Source organism: Pseudomonas tructae (assembly GCF_004214895.1).
Lineage (GTDB): Bacteria > Pseudomonadota > Gammaproteobacteria > Pseudomonadales > Pseudomonadaceae > Aquipseudomonas > Aquipseudomonas tructae.
The window spans coordinates 2,033,531-2,059,361 of sequence record NZ_CP035952.1 but is presented as its reverse complement, the minus strand read 5'-3'; the positions used below and the strand labels follow the sequence as shown (position 1 = coordinate 2,059,361).

25 protein-coding genes are annotated in these 25,831 nt (G+C 62.0%); 18 read left to right on the top strand and 7 right to left on the bottom strand.

What is annotated here, in order from left to right; translation table 11 throughout:
• Positions 1-6 precede the first annotated feature (6 nt).
• Together EXN22_RS09565 and EXN22_RS09560 are read left to right on the top strand one after the other, a co-directional pair.
• Positions 7-795, top strand: coding sequence for an outer membrane protein OmpK (locus tag EXN22_RS09565; RefSeq protein ID WP_130263825.1), 789 nt, complete (start codon positions 7-9; stop codon positions 793-795).
• Positions 796-1,158: 363 nt separating this feature from the next.
• Complete coding sequence (locus tag EXN22_RS09560; RefSeq protein WP_115088008.1) at positions 1,159-1,947, top strand: outer membrane protein OmpK; 789 nt, start codon at positions 1,159-1,161, stop codon at positions 1,945-1,947.
• Between the two features lie 66 nt (positions 1,948-2,013).
• On the opposite strand, the gene EXN22_RS09555 is transcribed toward EXN22_RS09560, so the two are convergent.
• Entirely contained in the window at positions 2,014-2,922 is a 909-nt protein-coding gene (locus EXN22_RS09555) for a DUF808 domain-containing protein (protein ID WP_130263824.1), read from the bottom strand.
• Between the two features lie 146 nt (positions 2,923-3,068).
• Here EXN22_RS09555 and EXN22_RS09550 point away from each other — a divergent pair, with 146 nt between their 5' ends.
• Positions 3,069-3,677 (top strand): TetR/AcrR family transcriptional regulator, encoded by a 609-nt coding sequence (locus EXN22_RS09550; protein ID WP_130263823.1) that lies wholly within the window; start codon positions 3,069-3,071, stop codon positions 3,675-3,677.
• Positions 3,678-3,751: 74 nt separating this feature from the next.
• Here the strand turns inward: EXN22_RS09550 and EXN22_RS09545 are convergent, their stop codons facing one another.
• Positions 3,752-4,192: a GlcG/HbpS family heme-binding protein gene (locus tag EXN22_RS09545; protein ID WP_130263822.1), complete on the bottom strand. Its 441-nt coding sequence runs from the start codon at positions 4,190-4,192 to the stop codon at positions 3,752-3,754.
• 256 nt (positions 4,193-4,448) lie between these two features.
• Between EXN22_RS09545 and gcl the strand changes: the two genes are divergently transcribed.
• From gcl to EXN22_RS09490, 11 genes are all read left to right on the top strand, one after another.
• Positions 4,449-6,224, top strand: coding sequence for a glyoxylate carboligase (gene gcl, locus EXN22_RS09540; RefSeq protein WP_130263821.1), 1,776 nt, complete (start codon positions 4,449-4,451; stop codon positions 6,222-6,224).
• A 57-nt stretch (positions 6,225-6,281) separates the two neighbouring features.
• Positions 6,282-7,064, top strand: coding sequence for a hydroxypyruvate isomerase (gene hyi / locus EXN22_RS09535; protein ID WP_130263820.1), 783 nt, complete (start codon positions 6,282-6,284; stop codon positions 7,062-7,064).
• A gap of 118 nt (positions 7,065-7,182) precedes the next feature.
• Positions 7,183-8,076, top strand: a complete 894-nt coding sequence (locus tag EXN22_RS09530) for a 2-hydroxy-3-oxopropionate reductase (protein WP_130263819.1) — start codon at positions 7,183-7,185, stop codon at positions 8,074-8,076.
• A gap of 92 nt (positions 8,077-8,168) precedes the next feature.
• On the top strand, positions 8,169-9,437 hold the full coding sequence (locus EXN22_RS09525) for a glycerate kinase type-2 family protein (RefSeq protein ID WP_130263818.1): 1,269 nt from the start codon (positions 8,169-8,171) through the stop codon (positions 9,435-9,437).
• 1 nt (position 9,438) lies between these two features.
• The gene (gene pyk / locus EXN22_RS09520; protein ID WP_130263817.1) at positions 9,439-10,854 is read left to right on the top strand and encodes a pyruvate kinase; all 1,416 of its coding nucleotides are present in this window, start codon (positions 9,439-9,441) and stop codon (positions 10,852-10,854) included.
• Between the two features lie 99 nt (positions 10,855-10,953).
• Complete coding sequence (locus EXN22_RS09515; RefSeq protein WP_130263816.1) at positions 10,954-11,841, top strand: urea transporter; 888 nt, start codon at positions 10,954-10,956, stop codon at positions 11,839-11,841.
• Positions 11,842-11,885: 44 nt separating this feature from the next.
• Complete coding sequence (locus EXN22_RS09510) at positions 11,886-12,710, top strand: ion transporter (protein WP_130263815.1); 825 nt, start codon at positions 11,886-11,888, stop codon at positions 12,708-12,710.
• A 93-nt stretch (positions 12,711-12,803) separates the two neighbouring features.
• Complete coding sequence (locus EXN22_RS09505) at positions 12,804-13,805, top strand: sulfate ABC transporter substrate-binding protein (RefSeq protein WP_130263814.1); 1,002 nt, start codon at positions 12,804-12,806, stop codon at positions 13,803-13,805.
• 47 nt (positions 13,806-13,852) lie between these two features.
• Positions 13,853-14,239: a DUF2946 domain-containing protein gene (locus EXN22_RS09500; RefSeq protein ID WP_130263813.1), complete on the top strand. Its 387-nt coding sequence runs from the start codon at positions 13,853-13,855 to the stop codon at positions 14,237-14,239.
• 101 nt (positions 14,240-14,340) lie between these two features.
• Positions 14,341-16,509, top strand: a complete 2,169-nt coding sequence (locus EXN22_RS09495; protein ID WP_130263812.1) for a TonB-dependent receptor — start codon at positions 14,341-14,343, stop codon at positions 16,507-16,509.
• Positions 16,510-16,519: 10 nt separating this feature from the next.
• Entirely contained in the window at positions 16,520-17,983 is a 1,464-nt protein-coding gene (locus EXN22_RS09490; RefSeq protein ID WP_130263811.1) for a PepSY domain-containing protein, read from the top strand.
• Positions 17,984-17,989: 6 nt separating this feature from the next.
• Here EXN22_RS09490 and EXN22_RS09485 read toward each other — a convergent pair whose 3' ends face one another.
• Entirely contained in the window at positions 17,990-18,916 is a 927-nt protein-coding gene (locus EXN22_RS09485) for a class I SAM-dependent methyltransferase (RefSeq protein WP_130263810.1), read from the bottom strand.
• 121 nt (positions 18,917-19,037) lie between these two features.
• On the opposite strand from EXN22_RS09485, the gene EXN22_RS09480 reads away from it, so the two are divergent.
• Complete coding sequence (locus EXN22_RS09480) at positions 19,038-19,730, top strand: alpha/beta hydrolase (RefSeq protein ID WP_130263809.1); 693 nt, start codon at positions 19,038-19,040, stop codon at positions 19,728-19,730.
• Here the strand turns inward: EXN22_RS09480 and EXN22_RS09475 are convergent.
• Positions 19,717-20,622 (bottom strand): DMT family transporter, encoded by a 906-nt coding sequence (locus EXN22_RS09475; RefSeq protein WP_130263808.1) that lies wholly within the window; start codon positions 20,620-20,622, stop codon positions 19,717-19,719. The two genes, EXN22_RS09480 and EXN22_RS09475, sit on opposite strands and share 14 nt — an antisense overlap.
• A 131-nt stretch (positions 20,623-20,753) precedes the next feature.
• Here EXN22_RS09475 and EXN22_RS09470 point away from each other — a divergent pair, with 131 nt between their 5' ends.
• Positions 20,754-21,191, top strand: coding sequence for an Lrp/AsnC family transcriptional regulator (locus EXN22_RS09470; protein ID WP_045200368.1), 438 nt, complete (start codon positions 20,754-20,756; stop codon positions 21,189-21,191).
• Positions 21,192-21,267: 76 nt separating this feature from the next.
• Here the strand turns inward: EXN22_RS09470 and EXN22_RS09465 are convergent, their stop codons facing one another.
• On the bottom strand, positions 21,268-21,531 hold the full coding sequence (locus EXN22_RS09465; RefSeq protein WP_130263807.1) for an immunity protein: 264 nt from the start codon (positions 21,529-21,531) through the stop codon (positions 21,268-21,270).
• A complete protein-coding gene (locus tag EXN22_RS09460; RefSeq protein WP_233281696.1) occupies positions 21,528-23,405 on the bottom strand; it encodes an S-type pyocin domain-containing protein in 1,878 nt (625 codons plus the stop codon). The genes EXN22_RS09465 and EXN22_RS09460 overlap by 4 nt, the downstream gene beginning before the upstream one ends.
• A 257-nt stretch (positions 23,406-23,662) precedes the next feature.
• Here EXN22_RS09460 and EXN22_RS09455 point away from each other — a divergent pair, with 257 nt between their 5' ends.
• Positions 23,663-24,424, top strand: a complete 762-nt coding sequence (locus EXN22_RS09455; RefSeq protein WP_130263805.1) for a hypothetical protein — start codon at positions 23,663-23,665, stop codon at positions 24,422-24,424.
• On the top strand, positions 24,424-25,110 hold the full coding sequence (locus EXN22_RS09450) for a hypothetical protein (protein ID WP_130263804.1): 687 nt from the start codon (positions 24,424-24,426) through the stop codon (positions 25,108-25,110). The genes EXN22_RS09455 and EXN22_RS09450 overlap by 1 nt, the downstream gene beginning before the upstream one ends.
• A 3-nt stretch (positions 25,111-25,113) precedes the next feature.
• Here EXN22_RS09450 and EXN22_RS09445 read toward each other — a convergent pair whose 3' ends face one another.
• Positions 25,114-25,776: a histidine phosphatase family protein gene (locus EXN22_RS09445; protein ID WP_130263803.1), complete on the bottom strand. Its 663-nt coding sequence runs from the start codon at positions 25,774-25,776 to the stop codon at positions 25,114-25,116.
• Positions 25,777-25,831: the final 55 nt, after the last annotated feature.

The following is a 25,831-nucleotide window of genomic DNA, read 5'->3' as shown; positions in this document are numbered from 1 at the left end:
CACAACATGAAAGGCATCACCACTTCCCTTCTGCTCGGTAGCAGCCTGCTGGCGAGCTTGCCAGCCGCCGCAGGGGACTTGCTGCTCTGGCACACCAACAGCCTCACCTACCTCTACGGCAAGGACTTCCAGGTCAACCCGGCGATCCAGCAGACGGTGACCTTCGAGCATGCCAACAAATGGAAGTACGGTGACACCTTCCTGTTCATCGACAAAATCTTCTACAACGGCGGCACCGACCGCAACAAGGGCAGCAACACCTACTACGGCGAATTCAGCCCACGCCTGTCGCTGGGCAAGATCTTCGAGCGCAAGTTCGAGTTCGGCCCGATCAAGGACGTACTGATCGCCATGACCTACGAGTCCGGCGAAGGCGACAACGAGGCCTACCTGATCGGCCCCGGCTTTGACCTGGCAGTACCGGGCTTCAACTACTTCACCCTCAACATCATGCAGCGCAACACCGAAGGCAGCCGCCCCGGCGATCGCGTCTGGCAGATTACCCCGACCTTCTCCTACACCATCCCCGTGGGCAAATCCGACGTCCTGATCGACGGCTACATGGACTGGGTGGTGGACAACGACGCCACCAGTCGCCGCGGTACCTACCACGCCAACCTGCAGTTCAACCCACAGGTCAAATACGACCTGGGCAAGGCGTTGAACTGGGGCGCCAAGCAGTTGTACGTGGGTATCGAGTACAGCTACTGGAAAGACAAATACGGCATCGAGAACAGTGGAAAGCTCGACACCAACCAAAGCGTCACCAGCGCCCTGGTCAAGGTTCACTTCTAAAAGCTGACCAAACGCACAGTTTTTGCCATACCTGCTCCAGGACGGAGCACTTGAGGACCAGCGCGCAAGCCAGTAATCTGCGCGCCCCCTCGATCAGGGCAGGACGGATCCTGCCTGCGTTTGCTGACCGCTCAGTCAATGAATTCGGGCGGTTGGCAAGCGTCACGCCAACCTGAAATACCCTTTTTCAGCTGTTCAGAAAGACGTCGAGCAGGAATGCCTGTGCCTGACCTGGAAGGTTGGCGCAGCTCTTGCCAAACAGCTGTGGCCAATCGAAAAAAGCTGACCCAAAAGACAAGTATTAAACCCAACGGCGCCACACCAGAGCACCGATACAGAATCAATCAAGGGAGCAACGACGCGATGCGTATTACCAACAGCCTGATCCTCGCCAGCGGCCTGCTGGCGGCCAGCACCGCCGCCAGCGCCGGTGATCTGCTGCAATGGCAGAACAACAGCCTGACCTATCTGTGGGGCAAGAACTTTGCCGTCAACCCGTCGATCCAGCAGACCGTGACCTTCGAGCACGCCGATGCCTGGAAGTACGGCGACAACTTCATCTTCGTCGACAAGATCTTCTACAACGGCGACAAAGACTTCAACAACGGCCCTAACACCTATTACGGCGAGATCAGTCCGCGCCTGTCGTTCGGCAAGATCTTCGACCAGAAGCTGGCCTTCGGCCCGGTCAAGGACGTGCTGCTGGCCATGACCTACGAGTTTGGCGAAGGTGACACCGAGTCCTACCTGATCGGCCCGGGCTTCGACCTGGACATCCCCGGTTTTGACTACTTCCAGCTGAACTTCTACCAGCGCAACACCGAAGGCAGCCGCGCCGGTGACAACGTCTGGCAGATTACCCCGGTCTGGTCCTACACCATCCCTGTGGGCAAGTCCGACATCCTCATCGATGGCTTCATGGACTGGGTCGTCGATAACGATGCCACCAGCCGCCGTGGCACCTACCACGCCAACCTGCACTTCAACCCGCAGGTCAAATATGACCTGGGCAAAGCGTTGAACTGGGGCGAGAAACAGCTGTATGTCGGTTTCGAATACGACTACTGGAAGAACAAGTACGGCATCAAGGACAGCGATGCGTTCGATACCGATCAGAACACCGCAAGCTTCCTGGTAAAAGCACACTTCTGATCAAAACAATCGCGGGGCAAGCCCACTCCCACAGTGTTGGAGCGGGCTTGCCCCGCCATGAGGCCATCAGCCTTTTACAGAACGCCAGAGCTTGGCGATAACCGCAACCACCGCCAGCACCACCGCACCCGCGACAATCCCCACCCCGGCATTGAGCAACGTACTGGTCAGCACCCCGCCACGCCCTTCGCTGAAGGCCTCGATGGCATGATGCAGCGGCGCCACGCCGTGCACCAGGATCCCGCCACCGACCAGAAACATCGCCGCAGTACCAATCACCGACAGGCTTTTCATCATGTACGGCGCCGCCCGCAGGATACCGTTGCCGACTGCCTGAGCTGCACGGGATGCCTTCTGGGTCAACCACAGGCCCAAGTCATCAAGCTTGACGATACCGGCCACCAGGCCATAGACACCGATGGTCATGACGATGGCAATGCCCGAAAGCACGATGATCTGCTGGGTCAGCGGTGCATCGGCGACCGTGCCCAGGGTAATGGCGATGATCTCGGCCGAAAGGATGAAGTCGGTGCGCACCGCGCCCTTGATCTTGCCTTGCTCGAAAGCCACCAGGTCGACCGCAGGATCGGCCACCGCTTCGCTCAGCGCCGCATGCTCGGCCTGGTCCTCTTCCTTGCTGTGCAGGAACTTGTGCGCAAGCTTCTCGAAGCCTTCGAAGCACAGAAAGGCGCCACCGAGCATCAGCAGCGGCGTCACCGCCCAGGGAATGAAAGCACTGATCAGCAGCGCTGCCGGGACCAGGATCAGTTTGTTCAGAAATGATCCCTTGGCCACCGCCCAGACCACTGGAATTTCCCGCTCGGCTCGCACGCCGGTGACCTGCTGGGCGTTGAGCGCCAGATCATCGCCCAGTACCCCTGCGGTCTTTTTTGCCGCGACCTTGGTCATTACCGAGACATCGTCGAGTACCGTGGCGATATCGTCGATCAATACCAGAAGACTGCTTCCTGCCATGTTTGCCTGATTCCAGCGGGTTGAGAGGGCCACAGTCTAGCGCAAAGTCGCCATCTTGAGCCCCTTGCGAACGCGGTGCTACCATGCGCAACTGCCCTTCCAGGCCCGGTGCCGCCAGCGGCCAGACACGAGGAACAGCGTCAACCATGAGCAGCATTCGCGAGCGCAACAAAGAACTGATCCTGCGCGCGGCCAGTGAAGAGTTTGCCGACAAGGGCTTCGCCGCTACCAAGACCAGCGACATCGCGGCCAAGGCCGGCTTGCCCAAGCCCAATGTCTACTACTACTTCAAGTCCAAGGAAAACCTCTACCGCGAGGTCCTGGAAAGCATCATCGAGCCGATCATGCAGGCGTCCACGCCGTTCAACGCTGACGGCGATCCCAAAGAAGTGCTGAGCGCCTACATCCGCTCCAAGGTCCGCATCTCCCGCGACCTGCCGTTCGCCTCCAAGGTGTTCGCCAGCGAAATCATGCACGGCGCGCCGCACCTGAGCGCAAGTCAGGTCGAGCAGCTCAACGACCAGGCGCGGCACAACATCGAGTGCATCCAGGCCTGGATCGACCGTGGCCAGATCGCCCCGCTCGACCCGTACCACCTGATGTTCAGCATCTGGGCGGCGACCCAGACCTATGCCGACTTCGACTGGCAGATCTCGGTAGTCACCGGCAAGGCCAAGCTCGATGACAGCGATTACGAGGCCGCAGCGCAGACCATCATTCGTCTGGTGCTCAAAGGGTGTGAGCCGGACGCTTGAAGTGTGTTGTATTCATCGCGGGGCAAGCCCGCTCCCACAGGCCTTGTGGGAGCGGGCTTGCCCCGCGATAGCGTTTAGGCCGCTACACCGGCATCCGCCGTCAACCCCGCCTCCTCGATCGCACTGATCGCGCATTGCTCGTCGATATCCGACGTATCGCCACTGATACCGATTGCCCCCAACACCACACCCTGCTGATTGCGGATCAGCACCCCACCCGGCGCCGGCACCACCGGGCTCTGGCCCAAGCCATTGAGCGCGGCGAAGAACGCCGGGCGCTGTTGTGCGTCCAGCGCCAGCAAGCGCGAACCCTTGCCCAGGGCAATCGCACCCCAGGCCTTGCCGATCGCCACTTGCGGGCGCAACAGGCTGGCGCCGTCCTCACGCTGCAGGGCCAGCAGGTGCCCGCCGTTATCCAGCACCGCCACGGTCAACGGCGCGGAGGAGATCTTGCGCCCGGCAACCAGCGCAGCGTTCACCAGGCTGACAGCGACTTTCAAGGTCAAAGCGTTCATGCAAAGGTCCTCTTGTGGTTAGAAGCCCGAGGGCAGGTGTAAAAATCAATAGAACAAATAGAACACAATGGAGAATATTTTTGTATACAATAATTTCTACGCGACGAACCAATTCTGACGAAACGCCATTTTTAAAGGCTTCCCGACGAAAGCGCCGATCGCCGATGAAAATGGATTGACCAGAGTCGTCTGGCATGAATACACTCTGGTAAAAAGCCATTTGTATACAATTACAAAATCAAAGAGGCACAAAACCATGAGCAAAATGAGAGCAATCGATGCAGCCGTTCTGGTGATGCGCCGCGAAGGTGTGGAAACCGCGTTTGGCATTCCGGGTGCAGCCATCAACCCCCTGTACTCGGCCCTGAAGAAAGTCGGCGGTATCGATCACGTCCTCGCTCGTCACGTTGAAGGCGCCTCGCACATGGCCGAGGGCTACACCCGCACCAAGGCCGGCAACATCGGCGTGTGCATCGGTACCTCCGGCCCTGCCGGCACCGACATGGTCACTGGCCTGTACAGTGCCTCGGCCGACTCCATCCCGATCCTGTGCATCACCGGCCAGGCGCCGCGTGCCCGTATGCACAAGGAAGATTTCCAGGCCGTCGACATCACCAGCATCGTCAAGCCGGTGACCAAGTGGGCGACCACCGTTCTGGAGCCAGGCCAGGTGCCTTATGCGTTCCAGAAAGCCTTCTATGAAATGCGCTCCGGCCGCCCAGGCCCGGTGCTGATCGACCTGCCGTTCGACGTGCAGATGGCCGAGATCGAATTCGATATCGACGCCTACCAGCCGCTGCCAGTACAAAAACCTGCAGCCAACCGCGTCCAGGTCGAGAAGGCCCTGGCCATGCTCGACAGCGCCGAGCGCCCGTTGCTGGTGGCCGGTGGCGGCATCATCAACGCCGATGCCTGCGACAAGCTGGTGGAATTCGCCGAGCTGACCGGTATCCCGGTGATCCCGACCCTGATGGGCTGGGGCATCATCCCTGACGATCACCCGCTGATGGTGGGCATGGTCGGCCTGCAGACGTCGCACCGCTACGGCAACGCGACGATGCTCAAGTCCGACGTAGTGCTGGGGATCGGCAACCGTTGGGCCAACCGTCACACAGGCTCAGTGGATGTCTACACCGAAGGCCGGCGCTTCATTCACGTCGATATCGAACCGACCCAGATCGGCCGGGTGTTCACCCCGGACCTGGGTATCGTTTCCGACGCGGGCGCCGCCCTGGACGTGTTCCTGGAAGTTGCCCGCGAGTGGAAAGCCGCCGGCAAGCTCAAGGACCGCAGCGCCTGGCTCGAAGACTGCCAGCAGCGCAAGTCGAGCCTGCAGCGCAAGACCCACTTCGACAACGTGCCGATCAAGCCGCAGCGCGTTTACCAGGAGATGAACCAGGTCTTTGGCAAGGACACCTGCTACGTCAGCACCATCGGTCTGTCGCAGATCGCCGGTGCGCAGTTCCTCCACGTGTACAAGCCGCGTCACTGGATCAACTGTGGCCAGGCAGGCCCGCTGGGCTGGACCATCCCTGCCGCCCTGGGTGTGGTCAAGGCCGACCCGACGCGCAAGGTCGTGGCACTGTCCGGTGACTACGACTTCCAGTTCATGATCGAAGAACTGGCAGTGGGCGCGCAGTTCAACCTGCCCTACGTCCACGTGCTGGTGAACAACTCCTACCTGGGGCTGATCCGCCAGGCCCAGCGCGGCTTCGAGATGGACTACTGCGTGCAACTGGCGTTCGAGAACGTCAACGCGCCGGAACTCAACGGTTATGGCGTCGATCATGTCGCCGTGGTCGAAGGCCTGGGCTGCAAGGCCCTGCGCGTCACCGAGCCAGGGCAGATCGCCCCGGCATTGCTCAAGGCACAGAAACTGGCCGAAGAGTTCAGGGTACCGGTGGTGGTCGAGGTTATCCTCGAGCGCGTGACCAATATTTCCATGGGCACCGAAATCAACGCGGTCAACGAATTCGAAGACCTGGCCCTGGTCGGCAACGACGCGCCAACTGCGATTTCCCTGCTCGACTGATCGCTGTGAAGGCCCTGCTGCCGAGAGCACAGGGCCCCCTTTTGCAAGGAGACAACCATGCCACGTTTCGCCGCCAACCTGTCCATGCTGTTCACCGAGCAGGACTTTCTCGCCCGTTTCAAGGCTGCAGCCGACGCAGGCTTCAGCGGTGTCGAGTACCTGTTCCCGTACGACTTCAGCTCAGCTGAAATCAAGCAACAGCTCGATGCCCACGGCCTGACCCAGGTGCTGTTCAACCTGCCGGCCGGCGACTGGGCCAAAGGTGATCGCGGCATTGCCTGCGACCCGGCCCGGGTCGAGGAATTCCGCGCCGGTGTCGATTTGGCGATCGCCTACGCCCGGGTACTGGGCAATACCCAGGTCAACTGCCTGGCCGGTATCCGCCCACAAGGCCCGGACTGCGCCAGCGTGCGCCAGACCTTCGTCGACAACCTCAAATTTGCCGCCGACAAGCTGCAGGCCGCCGGGATCAAACTGGTCATGGAAATGATCAACACCCGCGACATTCCTGGCTTTTACCTGAACACCACTCAGCAGGCGCTGGACATCCAGGCCGAAGTCGGCAGCAGCAACCTGTACCTGCAGTACGACATCTACCACATGCAGATCATGGAAGGGGATCTTGCCCGTACCGTGCAAAGCAACCTGGCCAAGATCAACCACATCCAGCTGGCCGATAACCCCGGGCGCAACGAGCCAGGTACCGGCGAGATCAACTATCGCTTCCTCTTCGAGCACCTGGACCGTATCGGTTACCAGGGCTGGGTGGGCTGTGAATACAAACCACTGACCACCACTGAAGCGGGGCTTGGCTGGCTGAAGACCCATAACGCGATCTAAGGACTCCTCTGTAGGAGCGGGCTTGCCCCGCGATTCGATAGTGCCCGCACCGGCGCTATCGCGGGGCAAGCCCGCTCCCACAGTGCCCTGCATCCAACAATTACAAGAGGCATTTCTCATGGCTAAAATCGGATTTCTCGGCACCGGCATCATGGGCCTTCCCATGGCTCAGAACCTGCAAAAGGCCGGCCACAGCCTGTTCGTTTCCACCCACCACGACGCCGCACCCAGCGACCTGATCGCCGCCGGCGCCGTAGCCCTGGCCAACCCCAAAGAAGTGGCCCAGGAAGCCGAGTTCATCATCGTCATGGTGCCCGATACTCCCCAGGTGGAGTCGGTTCTGTTTGGCGCTAACGGTGTTGCTGAAGGCGTGGGCCCGAACAAAGTCGTGATCGACATGAGCTCGATCTCGCCGACCGCCACCAAAGCCTTCGCCGAGAAGATCAAGGCCACCGGTGCCAGCTACCTCGACGCGCCGGTATCGGGCGGTGAAGTCGGTGCCAAGGCCGCGACCCTGAGCATCATGGTCGGTGGCTGCCCGAACGCCTTCGAGCGCGCCCTGCCGCTGTTCCAGGCCATGGGCAAGAACATCACCCGCGTCGGCGGCAACGGTGACGGTCAGACCGCCAAGGTCGCCAACCAGATCATTGTTGCGCTGAACATCCAGGCGGTTGCCGAAGCCCTGCTGTTCGCCGCCAAGAACGGCGCTGACCCTGCCAAGGTGCGTGAAGCGCTGATGGGCGGCTTCGCCTCGTCGAAGATCCTCGAAGTGCACGGCGAGCGCATGATCAAGGGTACCTTCGACCCGGGCTTCCGCATCAGCCTGCACCAGAAGGACCTGAACCTGGCCCTGCAAGGTGCCAAGGAACTGAACATCAACCTGCCCAACACCGCCAACGCCCAGCAAGTGTTCAGCACCTGCGCCGCGATCGGCGGTGCCAACTGGGACCACTCGGCGTTGATCAAGGGCCTGGAACACATGGCCAACTTCTCGATCCGCGACGACAAGTAAGACCCCGGGCAACACCGCCCCTGGGTCAGCCTGCACGGAGGCGGGCCCAGGGGCGTTTTTGATTCTGAAGAACAATAAGATTGGAGCCTGCCATGTCGCTCGATCCGCAACACTTTCTGCGCGAGCTGTTCGCCACGGCCATCGATGCCGCCCATCCGCGCCAGGTCCTTGAAGCCCACCTGCCCAGCGATCGCAGCGGTCGGGTTATCGTCATTGGCGCCGGCAAGGCCGCCGCGGCCATGGCCGAAGTCGTCGAACGCGCCTGGCAAGGCCCGGTCTCGGGACTGGTGGTCACCCGCTACGGCCACGGCGCCAGTTGCTCGAAAATCGAAGTGGTCGAAGCCGCCCACCCGGTCCCGGATGCCGCCGGCCTGGCCGTGGCCAAGCGGGTGCTGGAAATGGTCAGCAACCTCACGGCCGACGACCGGGTGATCTTCCTGCTCTCCGGCGGTGGTTCAGCGCTGCTGGCACTGCCTGCCGAAGGCCTGACCCTGGCCGACAAGCAACAGATCAACAAAGCCCTGCTCAAGTCCGGCGCCACCATCGGCGAGATGAATTGCGTACGCAAGCACCTCTCGGCGATCAAGGGCGGACGCCTGGCCAAGGCCTGCTGGCCAGCGACCGTCTACACCTATGCGATTTCCGATGTACCGGGCGATCTGGCCACGGTCATCGCCTCCGGCCCCACCGTGGCCGACCCGAGCACCTCGGCCCAAGCCCTGGCAATCCTCAAGCGTTACAACATCGACGCACCGGCGGCGGTTACCGCCTGGCTGAACAACCCGGCATCGGAGACCGTCAAGGCCGATGACCCGGCCCTGGCCCGCAGCCACTTCCAGCTCATCGCCCGGCCCCAGCAGTCGCTGGAAGCGGCGGCAGTCAAAGCCCGCCAGGCCGGTTTCAGCCCGCTGATCCTCGGCGACCTGGAAGGCGAGTCGCGCGAGGTGGCCAAGGTCCACGCCGGCATCGCTCGGCAGATCGTCCTGCACGGCCAGCCATTGTCGCCACCTTGCGTGATCCTCTCCGGGGGCGAGACCACCGTGACCGTGCGCGGCAATGGCCGCGGCGGGCGCAACGCCGAATTCCTGCTGAGCCTGACCGAAAGCCTCAAGGGCCTGCCCGGGGTCTACGCCCTGGCCGGTGACACCGACGGCATCGACGGCTCCGAAGACAATGCCGGCGCCCTGATGACCCCGGACAGCTACGCCCGCGCCGCAGCCCTGGGCCTGTCGGCCAGCGACGAGCTGGACAACAACAACGGCTACGGCTACTTCGCCGCGCTCGATGCCCTGATCGTCACCGAGCCGACGCGGACCAACGTCAACGATTTTCGCGCCATCCTGATTCTCGAGAGTGCCTGACATGACGCCCGATAAAAAAGTCAAAATCCTCGCTACCCTCGGCCCCGCGACCAAGGGCATCGACGACATCCGCCAGTTGGTCGAGACCGGGGTGAACATCTTCCGTCTCAACTTCAGCCACGGCGAACATGCCGACCACGCGATGCGCTACCAATGGATCCGCGAGGTGGAAAGCCAGCTCAACTACCCGCTGGGCATCCTCATGGACCTGCAGGGGCCGAAGCTGCGCGTCGGCCGCCTCACCGACGGCAAGGTGCAACTGCAACGCGGCCAGGCCTTGCGCCTGGATCTGGACAGCACCCCAGGTGACACACGCCGGGTCAACCTGCCACACCCGGAAATCATCGCCGCCCTGGAGCCAGGCATGGACTTGCTGGTCGATGACGGCAGGCTGCGCCTGCGGGTAACCGCCAAGCACAGCGACGCGATCGACACCCAAGTGCTCAACGGCGGCGAATTGTCAGACCGCAAGGGCGTCAACGTGCCGCAAGCAGTGCTCGACCTCAGCCCGCTGACCGCCAAGGACCGCCGCGACCTGAGCTTCGGCCTGGAACTGGGTGTGGACTGGGTGGCGCTGTCGTTTGTACAGCGCCCGGAGGACATCGTCGAAGCACGGCAACTGATCGGCGATCGCGCCTACCTGATGGCCAAGATCGAGAAACCTTCGGCAGTCACCCAGTTGCGTGCCATCGCCGAGCTCAGTGACGCAATCATGGTTGCCCGTGGCGACTTGGGCGTGGAAGTGCCGGCCGAAAGCGTGCCGCAGATCCAGAAGAGCATCATCAACACCTGCCGCGAGCTGGGTAAACCGGTGGTGGTGGCCACGCAGATGCTTGAGTCGATGCGCTTCTCCCCGGCCCCGACCCGCGCCGAAGTCACCGACGTGGCCAACGCTGTGGCCGAAGGCGCCGATGCGGTAATGCTCTCGGCTGAAACCGCATCGGGTGACTACCCGCTCGAAGCCGTGCAGATGATGAGCAAGATCATCCGCCAGGTAGAGAATGGCCCGGACTACCAGGCGCAACTGGACGTTGGCCGGCCAAAAGCCGAAGCCACCGTGTCGGACGCCATCAGCTGCGCCATCCGCCGCATCAGCGGCATCCTGCCGGTGGCGGTGCTGGTCAACTACAGCGAGTCGGGGGCCTCGACCCTGCGCGCTGCCCGCGAACGGCCACGGGCGCCGATCCTCAACCTGACGCCGAACCTGTCCACTGCCCGGCGCCTGAGTGTGGCCTGGGGTGTGCATTCGGTGGTCAACGATCGCTTGCGCCAGGTCGACGAGATCTGCTCCACGGCCCTGGAAATCGCCCAGGCTCAGGGCATGGCCAGCCGTGGCGATACGCTGTTGATCACGGCCGGTGTGCCTTTTGGCAAGCCGGGGTCGACTAACACGCTGCGGATCGAAACCTTGATCTAATCCATCGCGGGGCAAGCCCGCTCCCACAGGGCGTTGGTGATCCCTGTGGGAGCGGGCTTGACCCGCGATGAACTCATCCCCATCACCCCAGACTGCCCCATGTACACCAAGAATTTCGTCAACCCGTGCCCCGACTGGGCCACGGCCTTGCTCAACGGCTTCAGCCAGGTGCTGCTGCAGCGCAATCCGCTGTGTGGCCTGTGCTGCCTGCTGGCCATCACCCTGACCGCGCCCGACCTGGTCGGCGGCGCGCTGCTTGGCGCCCTCGCCGGGCTGCTGACGGCCCAGCGCCGCGGCTATGACCGCGCCGATCGTCAGGCCGGCCTGTACAGTTACAACGGCGTGCTGATCGGCCTGTTGATCAGCCACGCGCTGCCCTGGTCGGCAATCCTGCCGCCCTTGATCATCGCCGCCGGCGGCCTGAGCAGCATGCTCGTGCACCAGTGGCTCAAGCGTGCCAAGCCCGGGCAACTGTTGCCTGCCTATACCGCCCCGTTCGTACTGCTCGGCTGGGCGACCCTGGCCATGGCCGAACCGGCCAGCGCCAGCAGCACCAGTGTCGACGCCAACCCGTTGTTTGCCCTGGCCCGTGGCCTGGGGCAGATTTTTTTGCTTGATCAGCCGCTGGCCGGGGTATTGATCGCCAGCGGCCTGCTGATCGCCAACCGCTATGCCGCGCTCTGGGCACTGCTCGGCTCGGCCATCGGCGGCAGCGTGGCATTGCTCGGTGGCGAGACCCAGGCTGCCTACAACGGCCTGTTCGGCTTCAATGCCGCCCTCGCCGCCCTGGCCTTCAGCCAGGAGCGCCAGCGCCCGTGGCTGCCGTTGCTGGCCATCGTTCTGGCCATCGCCCTGCAGCCGGCCTTGGGCCTGCTGCCGGTGGCCGGGCTGACCGCGCCCTTCGTGCTGGCCTGCTGGCTGCTGCTGGGCACCGGTCGCCTGCTGCGCCTGCCGACCTCCCACAATCGGCGTCGCTTGCACAGCTGAGGTGCAGCCCCTAGGCTCTGCCCATCTGCCTTTGGAACGCGCCTATGGACACCCCTTCGAGCTGGCGAGAGCGGCTCTATGTCATTGTCTTTCAAACCGATACTGTCGCCGGCCGGCGCTTTGACAGCATCCTGCTGCTGATCATCTTCGCAAGCCTGATCACGGTGATCCTCGACAGCATCGATCAGGTGCACCAGAGTTACGCCGGGCTGCTGGCCACGATCGAGTGGGGCTTTACCGCGATCTTCCTGGTCGAGTACCTGATCCGCCTGTACTGCTCGCCCAAGCCGCTGCGCTACGCCTTCAGTTTCTATGGGCTGGTGGATTTGCTGGCGATCGTGCCGGGGATCATCGCCCTGTATTACAGCGATGCCCAATACCTGCTGATCATTCGCGTCATCCGCATGTTGCGGATCTTTCGCGTGCTCAAGCTCAGCCCCTACCTCAAGCAGGCCCATTACCTGCTTGCCGCGCTACGGGGCAGCAAACAGAAGATCATCGTCTTTTTGCTCAGCGTCTCGACCCTGGTCACGGTGTTCGGCACCCTGATGTACGTGGTCGAAGGCCCCGAGCATGGTTTTACCAGCATCCCCAAGGGTATCTACTGGGCCATCGTCACCCTGACCACCGTCGGCTTTGGCGACATCGTGCCCAAGACGCCATTGGGCCAGGTGCTGTCGTCGATGGTGATGATCACCGGTTACTCGATCATCGCCGTGCCCACCGGGATTTTTACTGCCGAGCTTGCCAACGCCATGCGCGGCGAACAGCTGCAGCACGACTGCCCGGTGTGCCGGAAAAACAGCCATGAGCACGGCGCCGCGTTCTGCTCACGCTGTGGCAATGCACTGTTCAAGAAAATGGAATAAGCAAAGCACTCTTTAATCTTTTAGTGCCTAAAGCCCAACCGTTATAGTCGCTGGCATAATGCCTTTTACGCTAACTCGAACAAGGAATGCGCAGTGAAAAAACTCTTCAGTGCCTCGCTTCTGGCCGCAGGCCTGGCCTTCGGTGCCCTCGCCCAGGCCGCTCCAGCGCCGTTGCTGAACGTCTCGTACGATGTCATGCGCGACTTCTACAAGGACTACAACGCCGCATTCCAGAAGCACTGGGAAGCCGAGCACAAAGAGAAGATCACCGTACAGATGTCGTTCGGCGGTTCGAGCAAACAAGCGCGCTCGGTGATCGACGGCCTGCCGGCTGACGTCATCACCATGAACATGGCTACCGACATCAACGCCCTGGCCGACAACGGCAAGCTGGTGCCGGACAACTGGGTCACGCGCCTGCCGAACAACAGCGCGCCGTTCACCTCGGCCACCGTGTTCATCGTCCGCAAGGGCAACCCCAAGGCGCTCAAAGACTGGCCCGACCTGCTCAAGGACGGCGTCCAGGTCATCGTGCCGAACCCGAAAACCTCCGGCAACGGTCGCTATACCTACCTCTCGGCCTGGGGCTACGTACTCAAGAACGGCGGTGACGAAAACAAGGCCAAGGACTTTGTCGGCAAGCTGTTCAAGCAGGCGCCGGTGCTCGATACCGGTGGCCGCGCCGCGACCACTACCTTCATGACCAACCAGATTGGCGATGTGCTGGTGACCTTCGAAAACGAAGCCGAAATGATCGCCCGCGAGTTCGGCCGTGATCAGTTCGAAGTGATCTACCCAAGCGTGTCCGCCGAGGCCGAGCCGCCGGTGAGTGTGGTCGACAAGGTGGTCGACAAGAAAGGCAGCCGCGCCACCGCCGAGGCTTACCTTAAGTACCTGTGGTCGCCAGAGGCCCAGGAAATTGCCGCCAACAACTACCTGCGCCCACGCGATGCGACGGTGCTGGCCAAGTACACCGACCGCTTCCCGAAAGTCGACTTCCTTTCGGTGGAGAAGACCTTCGGCGACTGGCGCACCGTGCAGAAAACCCACTTCAATGATGGCGGGATTTTCGACCAGATCTACACCGGGCAGTAAGCCTGATTGCTTTAATGCCAGGGGGCATCGGTGCTAAAGTCGCGCCCATGAACCGCGCCCCCTCAAACCGCCCGCTGATTGCCTGGACCTTGTACTTCTGTGTCCTGTTCAATCTGTTCGCCTGCGGCATCGGACACGGGCAGATGATGGGCCTGCAGCTCAACGGTATCGGCGGCGCCTATTGCTCGGCCATGGGCGGCGCCGGGCCGACACTGAAAAGCGATTTCGGTGATCAGTCCATCGCCGGCTGGGACAGCATGCAAACCTGCCCGGTGTGCGCAGCGGCAGTGGTCTGCCTGAGCCTTGTGCTGGTCATCGGCTGGCTGCTGGCCGTCACCCGCGTACGTCGCTACCCATGTGAACTGCGCAGCAAGGCGCCACCGCGTTACTGCTGGCCCGCCGCCAATCCCCGCGCCTCCCCGCCTCTGGCTTGAACCTCCTGGCAGCTCCCCGGGCTGCCTGATACCGGCCGTTTTCTGCTGCGCCTGCCAGACAGGTGCAAGCGGCCGCTGGCTCAATTTCCAGAGTGTGATTCATGCCCTACTCCTATCGCCTTTCCGGTTGCGCGGCGCTGCTGTGCGCGCTGTCCTTCCACGCTGTGGCCGAGGCGCCGCTGACCCTGCCTGACCTGCGTATCAACAGCCGTATTGATGCCGAAGATGGCGTGCTGCTCGACACCCCTTCACAAACCGGCTCGCGCCTTGGCCTTACCCCTCGTGAAACCCCGGCATCGGTGAACATCGTCAACCGCCAGCAGATCCAGCAGCGCGGCGCCCAGACCACCCAGGACGTGCTCAACGGCGTGCCTGGCATGACCGCCGCCTCACCGCCAGGCTCGGCGGGTTCGGTGGCCTACCGGGGCTTTTCCGGGGCGCAGATCACCCAGCTGTTCAACGGCATCAGCGTGCAGTACGACGCGATTGCCGCGCGGCCGGTGGACAGCTGGATCTATGACCGGGTCGAAGCCGTCGGCGGGCCATCGAGCTTCCTGTTCGGCGCCGGCGCGGTCGGCGGCTCGATCAACTACATCACCAAGCTGGCCAGCCGTGACGAGAACTTCAACGAAGGAAGAATCAAGTACGGCTCCTACGACAGCAGCGAAACCTCGTTCGGCTTCAACCATGCCTTGAACGACGGCGACGGCATTCGCAACTACGCGCGGCTGGATTTCAGCCACAGCAAGAGCAACGGCTACGTCGATCGCGAACAGCGCGATGCCTGGACCGTGGCGTTCTCACTGCTCACCGACATCAACGACCAGCTGTCCCACACCCTGGCCCTGGAGTATCAGAACGAAACCGTCGACAGCCCCTACTGGGGCAGCCCGGTGCTCAACCCGCTGGGCGGCGAAATGAAGGTCGACGAGAGTCGCCGCTTCGAGAACTACAACGTCGAGGACGGTCGCTACGAGCAGCGCGTGCGCTGGCTGCGCTCGATCACCGAGTACCGCGTAAGCGACGACACCTCGCTGCGCAATACCCTGTACCACTACAACACCGAGCGTAACTTCCGTAACCTTGAAACCTACGCCTACACCGCCGACAACAGCCGGGTAAACCGCTCCAACGCACTGCTGCAACGTCATGACCAGGAGCTCAACGGCAACCGCTTCGAGCTGCTGCACGAGGGCCAGTTGTTCGGCCTGGCCAGCCAGTGGTCGGCCGGCCTGGATTACAGCCACAACGTGCAGATGACCTACCCGCGTTCGGTCACCGGGATTTTCGACAGCGTCGACCCGGCCAGCTTCGAACCCGGGCATTTCTATGATTTGAACGGCATGGTTCCCGGCTACCAGAAGAACCGCGAGAACACCGTCGACACCTGGGCCGCATTCGTCGAGAACCGCCTGCAACTGACCGAGCGGCTGTCACTGCTCACCGGCTTGCGCTACGACCATATCGACCTTCAGGTGCACAACTACCGCACGGTGGATGCCAACAACCCTCTGGACTTCCAGCGCAGCTACGAACCGACCACCGGGCGCATCGGCCTGGTCTTTGAGCTGACCCCGGCGGCCAACGTTTACGTGCAGTACAGCACCGCCGCCGACCCACCCTCGGGCATGCTCAGCACCGCCAGTTTCACCTCGGTACGCAACTTCGACCTGAGCACCGGCAAGCAGTTGGAGGTGGGCAGCAAGTTCAACTTCCTCGAGGGCCGCGGCGCCGCCACCGTCGCCGCCTACCACATCGAGCGCAAGAACCTGGCCACTGCCGATGCCGCCAACCCCAGCGTCACCCAGCCGGTGGGCAAGCAATCTTCGCGCGGAGTCGAGGTGGCCGCCTCGCTGCACGTCACGCCCAAACTGCTGGCCGAGGGCAACTTCGCCTATGTCGACGCCCAGTACGACGAGTTCAACGAGAATGTTGGCGGACGCTCGATCTCGCGCAAGGGCAACACCCCGACCAATATCCCCGAGCGGGTCGCCAACCTGTGGCTGACCTACGACATCGACCCCAGCTGGCAGGTCGGTGCCGACAGCCGCTATGTGTCTTCGGTGTATGCCGATGCGGCCAATACCCGCTATGCACCGGCGTACACGATCTTCGGCGCCTTCGTCGGCTACAAGGTCGATGACGACACGCGCATTACCGCCCGGGTGCGCAACCTGACCGACGAGGTGTACGCCCGCTGGACCTCTTCGAGCATGCTCTACCTGGGTGCCCCGCGCACCCTGGAGCTGGCCGTGCAGACGCGCTTCTAGGACGCCACCGATGAAACGCTACCTGTACCTGTGGCACCGCTGGCTGGGCATTGGCTTATGCCTGTTCATGGCTCTGTGGTTCTTCTCGGGCATGGTCATGTTGTATGTCGGCTACCCCAAGCTGACGCCGCGCGAGCACGTCGTCCACCTGCCAGCGCTAAGCCCGCAGGATGGCTACGTCGACCTCGGCACTGCCCTGCGCAGTGCCGATGCCGAGCGCAACCCGGCAAGCATCCGCCTGAACCAGGTGGCCGGCATGCCGCGCTACCTGTTCAGCTATTCGGGCCGAGCCAGCGTGGCGGTCGATGCCGGTAGCGGTCAACGCCTGCCACCGATCGACCGCGAACAGGCCCTGGCCAGTGCTCGCCAGTTCGACCCCGAGGCGACAGCCAGCTATCGCGGCGCCGTGAACGAGGACCTGTGGAGCCATTCGCGCGCCCTGGACGCCGAGCGCCCGTTGCAGCGAGTGCAACTCGACGATGCCGAGCGCACCTTGTTGTACATCTCCGGCCATACCGGCGAAGTGGTGCGCGATGCCACCGCCATGGAGCGCGGCTGGAACCTGGTCGGCGCCTGGCTGCACTGGCTGTACCCGTTGCGCGGCATTGGCGTGGACGGCCTGTGGAGCAACCTGGTGATCTACCTGTCGCTGGCCGGCACGCTGATGGCGATACTCGGTGCGGTGATCGGCATCCTGCGCTGGCGCCTGCGCAAGCCCTACCGCAGTGGTTCGCGCTCGCCCTACCGCGGGTTTGCCCGCTGGCACCATATCGGCGGCTTGCTGTTCGGCGTGCTGGCGATCAGCTGGATCTTCAGCGGGCTGATGTCGATGAACCCGTGGAAACTGTTCAGCAGTGCGGCGCCGTTGAACGTTGCGGCTTATCAAGGCGGGCCGTTGACGGCGGCGGCTTTTCCGTTGTCGGCCGCTGATGCGCTGGCGCGCTTTGATCAGCAAGGCTTCAAGGCCCGTGAACTCGAGTGGCGCTTGATCGGGGGTGCGGGGTATCTGGTCGGCCATGATGGTGTTGGCCGTACCCGGGTGCTGTCGATGGCCGACGGCCAGGTGCTGGAGCGCTTGCCGCGAGAGGTACTGGAACGCGCGGCACAAAGGATTCTGCCCCAGGGCCGGATGCACAGCGAACAGCTTGAGGCCTACGACTTCTACTACTACGCCAGGGCCGAGCAGAGCATGCTCGGCCACCTGGAAAAGCGCTTGCCGGTGTTACGCGTGCGCTTTGAAGACCCCCAACAGACCTGGCTACACCTGGACCTGTACACCGGCGAGGTGCTGGGCGTGCTGGACCAACCCCGGCGCGTTTCGCGCTGGTTGTTTTCGTTGCTGCACAGCTGGGACTGGCTGCCCCTGCTGCAACGGCGGCCGTTGTGGGATGCCTGGATGATCGCCTTCAGCCTGGGCGGGTTGGTGCTCAGCGTCAGTGGCGTGGTGCTGGGCTGGAGGCGATTGCGCAAATGACCGTATCTAGAGGGCTTTGAACACCAGGGCCTTGAGTCCACCCGCCGGATCGCTGTCGGGGAACTCCGGCGGGTTGGCCAGGCGTTCGACGAAGGCCAGCCCCGGCGCTTCGGCGGCCATACCTTCGATAAGAAAGTCCGGGCCGATCGCCGGGTCGTTGACGCAGGCCAGAACCGTGCCGCCTTCGTTCAACAACTCCGGCAAGCGGCGCAGGATCTTGCGGTAATCCTGGGTCAGGACAAAGCTGCCTTTCTGGAAGCTTGGCGGGTCGATGATGATCAGGTCATAGGGCCCGGACTTGCGCACCTTGCCCCACGACTTGAACAGCTCATGGCCAAGAAAATTCACCTTGCCCAGCTCATGGCCGTTGAGCCGATGGTTGTCGCGCCCGCGGTTCAGCGCCGAACGCGCCATGTCCAGGTTCACCACCTGCTCGGCGCCGCCGGCGATCGCCGCCAGGGAGAACCCGCAGGTGTAGGCGAACAGGTTGAGCACCCGCTTGCCCGGCGCCTGCTCGCGGACCCAGCGCCGGCCATAGCGCATGTCGAGGAACAAACCGGTGTTCTGCTTCAAGCCCAGGTCCAGCTGGTAGCGCAGGCCGTCTTCATCGATCAGCCAGTGCTCACTGGGCGTGCCCAGCAACCATTGGCCGGGGCTGTCCGGCAGGTAACGGTGCTGGATCAGGATCGCCTGGCCGCTCCAGCAGGGCGCCTCGGCCAGGGCCAGAAGCATCCGCTCCAACGCTGGCAACTGGCCTTCGGGCGGCTGGCGAAACAGCGACACCAGCAACACACCCTGCAGCCAGTCCACGGTGATCTGCTCCAGCCCCGGCCAGCAGCGCCCACGGCCGTGGAACAGGCGCCGGGTTTCGGCCGGTGCCGGGTCAAGGGCGGTGAGCAAGTGCTGCTGGAGGGTGTCGATCACAGAGGTCATGGGTACGTTCTATCGGGTAAATCGGTCCATTCTACCCTCCTCGAGCCGAAAGCGGCGGGATCCACCTCAGGCACGCAGAAGCATCTACACTAGCAGTCCACCCCTGCGCTGGAGAACGAACATGAGCGACACACCTGCCATTGTCCTGGTCCATGGTTTCTGGGGCGGCGCCGCCCACTGGAGCAAGGTCATCCTCGAGCTGTCACGCCTGGGCCACCGCAACCTGCATGCGGTGGAAATGCCCCTGACCTCGCTTGCCGACGACGCCGAGCGCACACGCAAGATGGTCGCCTCGATCCCCGGCAAGGTGCTGTTGGTCGGCCATTCCTACGGCGGTGCGGTGATCAGCCAGATGGGCAATCAAGCCAATGTCGCCGGCCTTGTCTATATCGCCGCCTTTGCCCCCGACGATGGCGAAAGCCCCGGCGGCATCACCGGCCAGAACCCGCCAGAAGCTGCGCCCAACCTGCAACCGGATGGCGATGGCTACCTGTGGATCAAATCCGACAAAATGCATGAGAGTTTTTGCCAGGACCTGAGCAAGGATGATGGGCTGATCATGAGCGTGACCCAGAAGGCGCCGCTGGCCAGCACCTTCGGCGACACCATCAGCAAGCCGGCGTGGAAACACAAACCCACCTGGTACCAGCTCTCGACCCAAGACCGGATGATCCACCCGGACAACCAGAAACGCATGGCTGAACGCATGCGCCCCAAGGAGTTGCTCAAGCTGGACGCCAGCCATGCTTCGCTGGTCTCCAGGGCCGCCGAAGTGGCAGCCCTGATCGATCGCGCCGCCGTCAGTCTGGCTTGATCGCAGCGGGCTTGATCGCCGGTTTGAACCACCAGCCTTGCTGCATACCGGCCGCGGCCAGCAGGATCGCGGCCACACCCAGCCACTGCAATGGTTCGAGGCGATGGCCAAAGGCGAACCAGTCAACGAAGATCGCCGCGATCGGGTAGATGAACGACAAGGCCCCGGTCAAGGCGGTCGGCAGTTTCTGGATCGCACCATACAGCAGCACATACATTACCCCGGTATGCACAATGCCCAGGGTCACAAGGCTGGCCAGCGCGCCGACATCGCCCGGCAGGCCGCGGGTGTTGGCCCAGGGCGCCAGCAACAGGATGCCGGTGCACACCTGGATCAGGGCGATCAGGTGCGGCGGGGTACCGCTCAGGCGCTTGATGATCAACGCCGCCACCGCATACAGAAATGCCGCCCCCAGGGCCAGGGCGATACCCACCAGATAGTCATCGCCACTACCACCCTGGCTGCCATGGGCACTGACGATTGCCAGCATCCCGACAAACGATACCGCCAGCCAGAACAGCTTGGGCACGGTGATCTTCTCACCGAGAAACAGCGCCGCCAGGCCCACCAGCATGAACGGCTGGACGTTGTACACCGCAGTGCCGATGGCAATCGAGGCACGGGAGTAGGAAGCAAACAGCAGCACCCAGTTGCCGACAATGGCCACACCGCTGAGCACTGCCAGGGCGAAGGTCGTCAGGGTGAGGATACCGGGCTTGAGAAAGCCCATGGCCAGGCAGATCAGCAGCAGCGTGCCGGCCCCGAACACGCAGCGCCAGAACACCACATCCAGCACCGGTTGGCCGGACACCAGCACGAACCAGCCAATGGTCCCGGATATCAACATCGCGGCGACCATCTCGAACGAACCACGGCGTATTGAACTGTCCATCACTCACCTCCTCGACGATGGACAGATTATGGCAAGGGTGGCCGCGCCCGTTCCAGCGGATAAAACAGGCTAGACTGATCATCTACCTTTACTATCAAGGCAGTTTTCGTCTTTTGCCTAATGAGGCCTGTATGACCGACGATATCGACCAGTTGTTGATCAAGGCGCTGATGGAAGACTCGCGACGTTCGCTCAAGGCCCTGGCGCAACTGAGCGGGCTGTCAGCACCCAGCGTCAGTGAACGCCTGCGCCGGCTTGAAGAGCGCGGCGTGCTCAAGGGCTACACGGTGGAGATCGACCCGCGTTGCTTCGGCTACCAGTTGCAGGCGATCGTGCGGGTACGACCGTTGCCGGGGCAGTTGCAGGAAGTGGAACGGCAGATCATGGCCATCCCGGAGTTCACCGAATGCGACAAGGTGACGGGGGACGACTGCTTCATCGCGCGCCTGCACGTGCGTTCGATGGAAGAACTCGACACGGTGCTGGACAAGCTCAACAGCCATGCCGAGACCAACACCGCCATCGTCAAGAAGACCCCGGTGAAGCGGCGCTTGCCGCCGATGGCCTGAGGACGGCAATCGCGGGGCAAGCCCGCTCCCACACAACGTAGGAGCGGGCTTGCCCCGCGATGGGCTTAGAAGGGTTTTACACGCCAGCGTACTTCTTGCTGGTCACAAAACCAGGTGCCTTCCACTTCGGGCCTTTGATGGTGCGGCCGTTTTCGCCTGTGGCGAACACGCCTTCGGCATGCAGCCTTTGGCACGTGTTCACCAACTCGCCACTGGCAATGACCTCGAACTTGTAATTGACGTACATTTGGTCGATGCGCTGAATAGAAGACCCCGGCAGGAGCGCCGTCAGTACATCCGCTACCGATTCATTCAAGATGATGTCTTTGATAGTGCTCATTTAAAATCCCTCATTGCTTCCTTGTATTCCTGCTGCTCACCCGCCTCTTTGGCTTGCTGGGTATAGAGCGAGTCAGTGCGCTCATTGATGCCATAGTCTTCAAGCGTCGCCGTATGGGCATCATTCCATACCGAGAGGTCTTCATGACCATCCTTGACGCCGAGCGCACGATAACGCTCCAGCTCCCTGATTTCGTGGGTGTAAAAACGCTTGTCCGTATCGGTGACCTGTAGCTCACCGCGCAGGATCTTCTCCAACCGGGCAATCATGATGTTATTGGCGTCGGAGGGGGCAAAGCGCCCGGTGTGCAGCTTCACCTGGGCGATTCCCGCCGAAGTGATCGAGGCACTCTTCCAATCCAGTTGCCGGACGGGGCCACCCGCCTTGGCAGGGTTGTACTTTCGCCCGCTATGAACGCCAACCGTGGTAGCCCCTTCATAAGGCGAACTGTACACACCATACAGGGGCGCCAACCCAGAATCGGCCGGAAAGACGTAAATACCGTCATGGATATCCAACGGGTTGAGCGCGGGGAAAACCTCGCCCTCGACCTGGATCGGGGTCAGGGTAACGCCAGTGTAAACCGGCACGTCCACAGGTTTTGCCGGGGTGCCCGTGGAGCTGTTGCCAGGTGCGGCAATGGGAAAACTCAAGGTGATCGGCGGTGTGTCGGCGCTAGTGAAGGTGTAGGCATTGCGTGCAGCATTGAGGCTCAGTTGCCTGACCTTGACCTTCGGCGACAAGCCACCGGCCGAGCCGGTCTTGACCAGCGAATACTGCGTACGGCTACCCACCATCCGATATGGCATGTCGACCGTACCACCAGCCGCCGCGATTGCCGCCAGGTTCGGCGGCAGATTGGGCGCCAGGTTACCGGCTGGAACCGTCAGCGAGGTTGGCGGAAATCGGTCGCTATTGCCCAGCGAGGGCGAATAAACCAGCAAACCGATACCCACGCCGGTCGCACGATCGAGCACAACACCGGCTGCTGCTTGCAACAACTTGATAGCACCCTGGATGGCGGCATCGAGGGTGAACTTCGAACCCGTGGCGAGGCCAATGGAACCTGCCACGGCACTGAGTTGGGCCTTGTTGCCGGCGACCGGCACCCTGAAGGTGTTGGCGGCGCGAGTCGCTTCCTCGGCCGCCAAGCGTGCCTGTTCCTCGGCTTTACGCTTGGCTTCGGCCAGACGCGCTTGCTCTTGCGCCTGGCGTTGCACTTCAGCCAGGCGACGCGCCTCGGCCTCAGCAGCCTGAAGCTGAGCCTGCCGCGCTGCCAACGCAGCAGATTTGCGGTTGAGAATGGCGATGGCCTCGGCAAGGATCCTGGCTTGATAAGCGGCACTGTACGAGTCGCCATAGCGGTCTTGCTGAGACCTGGCCAATGCTGGGTACTGGCTCAGGGTCCAGCCCATTTCCCGCACTACGATCTGCCCTCTTTCGGCATCGGTAAGCGTCAGCGGATCGCTGCCGGAATAGGCTAGCGCCAAGGACTGAGAGGCACCCAACAGTGCGTTTTTCTGCTGGATCAGGCCATCGACCGTGCGCTTGGCATTTTCGGTGTCTGAAGAGGTCTGGTAAGTGGCCTCGTTGCGGACACCAGCCGCTTGCAATTCGCTTTCAGTATCAGCCGAAACCGTTGCCAGCTTGGCCGAAAAGAAGGCTTTGAGTTTGTTCTCGATCACTTCCAGCGAGCCGACCACCCGGCCACGCAGGTTCTGTTTGGTCAGCGACTGCAGCGCATCAGGTTGCTTGAGAATGGCGAGGTTGTAGCTCAAGTCCGCATTGGCATCGTAGCCGCCGCCGCCAACCGGACCGTAGGTCTGTTCTCTATCGCTGATGATGAGAGGAGGTAAAACAATGCTTCCTGGCATATTTCTATCCTTTGACTGCTTGGACATTTTCAATCAAGACAGGGTTTGTGAACCCTAGTCGTTGGTTGGTCGCCCCTCTTGGGCGACAAAACTACTGTACATTTAAACAGTATATTTTCACCAGATATCTCTTCAGAAAAAATCGAAAAAGACGTTAAAGATAATTACTCCTATTACCAACAGTCACATCAGCAGTCGCCCCTCACCCTGGAATTTGCTAGCCTTGCGCAGCTTTTTCGCATGGACGCCCCGCCCGTATGAACCCTATTCCAAGACTGTTTTCCTGGCTCAGCCTGGCAACCCTGTTGCCCTGTTTCTCAGTTCAGGCTGCGCTTCCCGTCAGTGTTTTCCACGGCACCCAAGGCGACACCGCCATTGAACTCGCCCTGACCTATGACCCGCAGCACGAAACCATCGAAGGTTACTGGCTGGAAGAACAGCGTCAGTGGCTCATCCCGCTTGAACGCACCCCTTACGATCATCGCTTGCCGCTGCTGATCAATCTGCTGGACAACCAGGACCTGCCGTCCGCCGCGCTGTTGATTCAACCTTTTGTGTTTACCCACGACCGCGAACTGCGCGGCGTGCGGGTAAACCTGCGCAACCGTGAACGCCAGGCACTGGAGCTCAAGCGCATCACCCGTTTCAGCGACCGCCAGGACACACCCTGGCAGGGCGAACTGCTGCAACTGCCACTGAACGGGCGCAAGCTGTTTCGTGTGCACGCACACAAGGCCGCAGGCGAGTACGTTGGCACCATCGATCGCATCAGCATCATTGATCGCAGCACTGGCCAGACAGTGCAGGTCATCGACAACCTGACGCTGTTGTTTCAAGGCAGCGCCAGTTTGAGCTTTGCCGACTTCAACAACGATGGCGCAATTGATTTCAAAGCCATCCCGGTCGGGCAGATGGCCAGTGGCGGGGCGGCGGGCAAGGAGCAGCAGTACTACATTTACCAACCGGCCAACGATCGCTATGCACTGACGAGCGAGCTGCAAGCCAAGGAGCGCAACTGATGAGCACACTACGCAGTTGCCTGCTGGTGACCATGCTGCTCAGCGTGAGCCTTGGCGCCCAGGCTTATCAGTCGGTGTATCAAGGCACCCTGGGCAAGCAGGCGATCACCCTGGTGATCGAGAAAACCAATGACTACAAGCATGGTTTCTACTTTTATGATCGTTACCGCACGCCGATCCGTCTAAAGCGCTCGGTGAGCTACACCCGGCAACTGTCCATGGATGAACTGGACAGCGGCGGCTTGCCCAGCGCCCGGCTGAAGTTCTTCGACATTGACTCCAACCCGTACGGGGAGCCTGTCCACGGCAACTGGACGGCCTACAGCAACACCAAGCAGTTGCCTCTGGCGTTGCGCATGGTGGCCAACTTCGGTCATCAGCAAGTCTGGCCTGGTGGTACCCCAGCGCTGCCTCAGGCGGCCGCTACCGAGCGCTTCTATTTCCAGATTCCGCTGGCCGAATCCTATGATCAGGTCAAGACCATCGAGGTCATGGACAAGGCCAGCGGCAAGCGCGTGCAAACCCTTGAGGTGGGTCTGCCCGGTTGCTACAGCCAGGGCATCGACACCCTCAAGGTACGTATCGAAAGTGGCAGCACCCAGGTGTTGCTGGAGCCCAACCGCCATTGCCTGGGCAAGGTGTTTGAGTGGCGCCAGGACAAGGAACAGTTCGAAGCCTTGAACTGAGCATCAGCTCGGGCAGCTGTGCTCACCGTTGTTCAGGCCCTGTTTGTAATTGCGGCTGAGCAGGCTGGCCTTGCCATCGTGCCAGGTCAGGGTCAGCACATACATCGAGTCGAAATCCGCACCGTCCCAATCGTCAGTAATCACCCGTTTTTCGCCCAGGGCCTTGCCGGCCACGGTGTTGATCAGCTCCGGCAGGTAGCCGTGGGACCAGGCGGTATAGACCGTGGCGTTGCGGTATTTGTCCTGCAGCAGCTCGTCGGCCAGATCGCCGGTGTCGTTGGCGCCAAAGTCGATATTGACCGGCAGTCCGAGCTTGATGGCGCTGGGGCTGATGGTCATCAGCGGGCGGATATAGCTGTAGGCGTCGTCCTTGCTGCCCTCTTCGACGTGCCGTGAGGGATTGGCGGCGAACACATAGTCGGCCTTGCCGAATTTTTCCGGCAGCAAGGTGGCCAGGTCCAGGGCGCGGTTCAGGCCCTGGCAATTGAGTTGCCCCAGGCCTTCGCCGGGTTTCTCGGCGTGGCGCAGGAACACTAGGGTCTGTACGCCATCTACAGGTGCGGCGCGACTTTCAAGCGCCTCGAACGCCAGCAGGCCGACGCCGGCAAGCAGGGCAAGGGACAGGGCAACGCGGCGGTGGCGTTTGATCAAGGGCGGCAACGTCATAAGGCTCTTCACAGCAAAAGGATTGAGGCTGACCCGCCTGTACCACCCCGCGGCC

Coding starts and splice junctions, on each gene's coding strand:
- EXN22_RS09550 (WP_130263823.1), top strand. CDS start 3,069: ATGAGCAGCATTCGCGAGCGCAACAAAGAACTGATCCTGCGCGCGGCC.
- EXN22_RS09460 (WP_233281696.1), bottom strand. CDS start 23,405: ATGCCAGGAAGCATTGTTTTACCTCCTCTCATCATCAGCGATAGAGAA.
- EXN22_RS09510 (WP_130263815.1), top strand. CDS start 11,886: ATGGACACCCCTTCGAGCTGGCGAGAGCGGCTCTATGTCATTGTCTTT.
- EXN22_RS09455 (WP_130263805.1), top strand. CDS start 23,663: ATGAACCCTATTCCAAGACTGTTTTCCTGGCTCAGCCTGGCAACCCTG.
- EXN22_RS09450 (WP_130263804.1), top strand. CDS start 24,424: ATGAGCACACTACGCAGTTGCCTGCTGGTGACCATGCTGCTCAGCGTG.
- EXN22_RS09495 (WP_130263812.1), top strand. CDS start 14,341: ATGCCCTACTCCTATCGCCTTTCCGGTTGCGCGGCGCTGCTGTGCGCG.
- EXN22_RS09465 (WP_130263807.1), bottom strand. CDS start 21,531: ATGAGCACTATCAAAGACATCATCTTGAATGAATCGGTAGCGGATGTA.
- EXN22_RS09555 (WP_130263824.1), bottom strand. CDS start 2,922: ATGGCAGGAAGCAGTCTTCTGGTATTGATCGACGATATCGCCACGGTA.
- EXN22_RS09515 (WP_130263816.1), top strand. CDS start 10,954: ATGTACACCAAGAATTTCGTCAACCCGTGCCCCGACTGGGCCACGGCC.
- EXN22_RS09560 (WP_115088008.1), top strand. CDS start 1,159: ATGCGTATTACCAACAGCCTGATCCTCGCCAGCGGCCTGCTGGCGGCC.
- hyi (WP_130263820.1), top strand. CDS start 6,282: ATGCCACGTTTCGCCGCCAACCTGTCCATGCTGTTCACCGAGCAGGAC.
- EXN22_RS09485 (WP_130263810.1), bottom strand. CDS start 18,916: ATGACCTCTGTGATCGACACCCTCCAGCAGCACTTGCTCACCGCCCTT.
- EXN22_RS09470 (WP_045200368.1), top strand. CDS start 20,754: ATGACCGACGATATCGACCAGTTGTTGATCAAGGCGCTGATGGAAGAC.
- EXN22_RS09475 (WP_130263808.1), bottom strand. CDS start 20,622: ATGGACAGTTCAATACGCCGTGGTTCGTTCGAGATGGTCGCCGCGATG.
- EXN22_RS09525 (WP_130263818.1), top strand. CDS start 8,169: ATGTCGCTCGATCCGCAACACTTTCTGCGCGAGCTGTTCGCCACGGCC.
- EXN22_RS09500 (WP_130263813.1), top strand. CDS start 13,853: ATGAACCGCGCCCCCTCAAACCGCCCGCTGATTGCCTGGACCTTGTAC.
- gcl (WP_130263821.1), top strand. CDS start 4,449: ATGAGCAAAATGAGAGCAATCGATGCAGCCGTTCTGGTGATGCGCCGC.
- EXN22_RS09545 (WP_130263822.1), bottom strand. CDS start 4,192: ATGAACGCTTTGACCTTGAAAGTCGCTGTCAGCCTGGTGAACGCTGCG.
- EXN22_RS09530 (WP_130263819.1), top strand. CDS start 7,183: ATGGCTAAAATCGGATTTCTCGGCACCGGCATCATGGGCCTTCCCATG.
- EXN22_RS09565 (WP_130263825.1), top strand. CDS start 7: ATGAAAGGCATCACCACTTCCCTTCTGCTCGGTAGCAGCCTGCTGGCG.
- EXN22_RS09490 (WP_130263811.1), top strand. CDS start 16,520: ATGAAACGCTACCTGTACCTGTGGCACCGCTGGCTGGGCATTGGCTTA.
- EXN22_RS09445 (WP_130263803.1), bottom strand. CDS start 25,776: ATGACGTTGCCGCCCTTGATCAAACGCCACCGCCGCGTTGCCCTGTCC.
- EXN22_RS09480 (WP_130263809.1), top strand. CDS start 19,038: ATGAGCGACACACCTGCCATTGTCCTGGTCCATGGTTTCTGGGGCGGC.
- pyk (WP_130263817.1), top strand. CDS start 9,439: ATGACGCCCGATAAAAAAGTCAAAATCCTCGCTACCCTCGGCCCCGCG.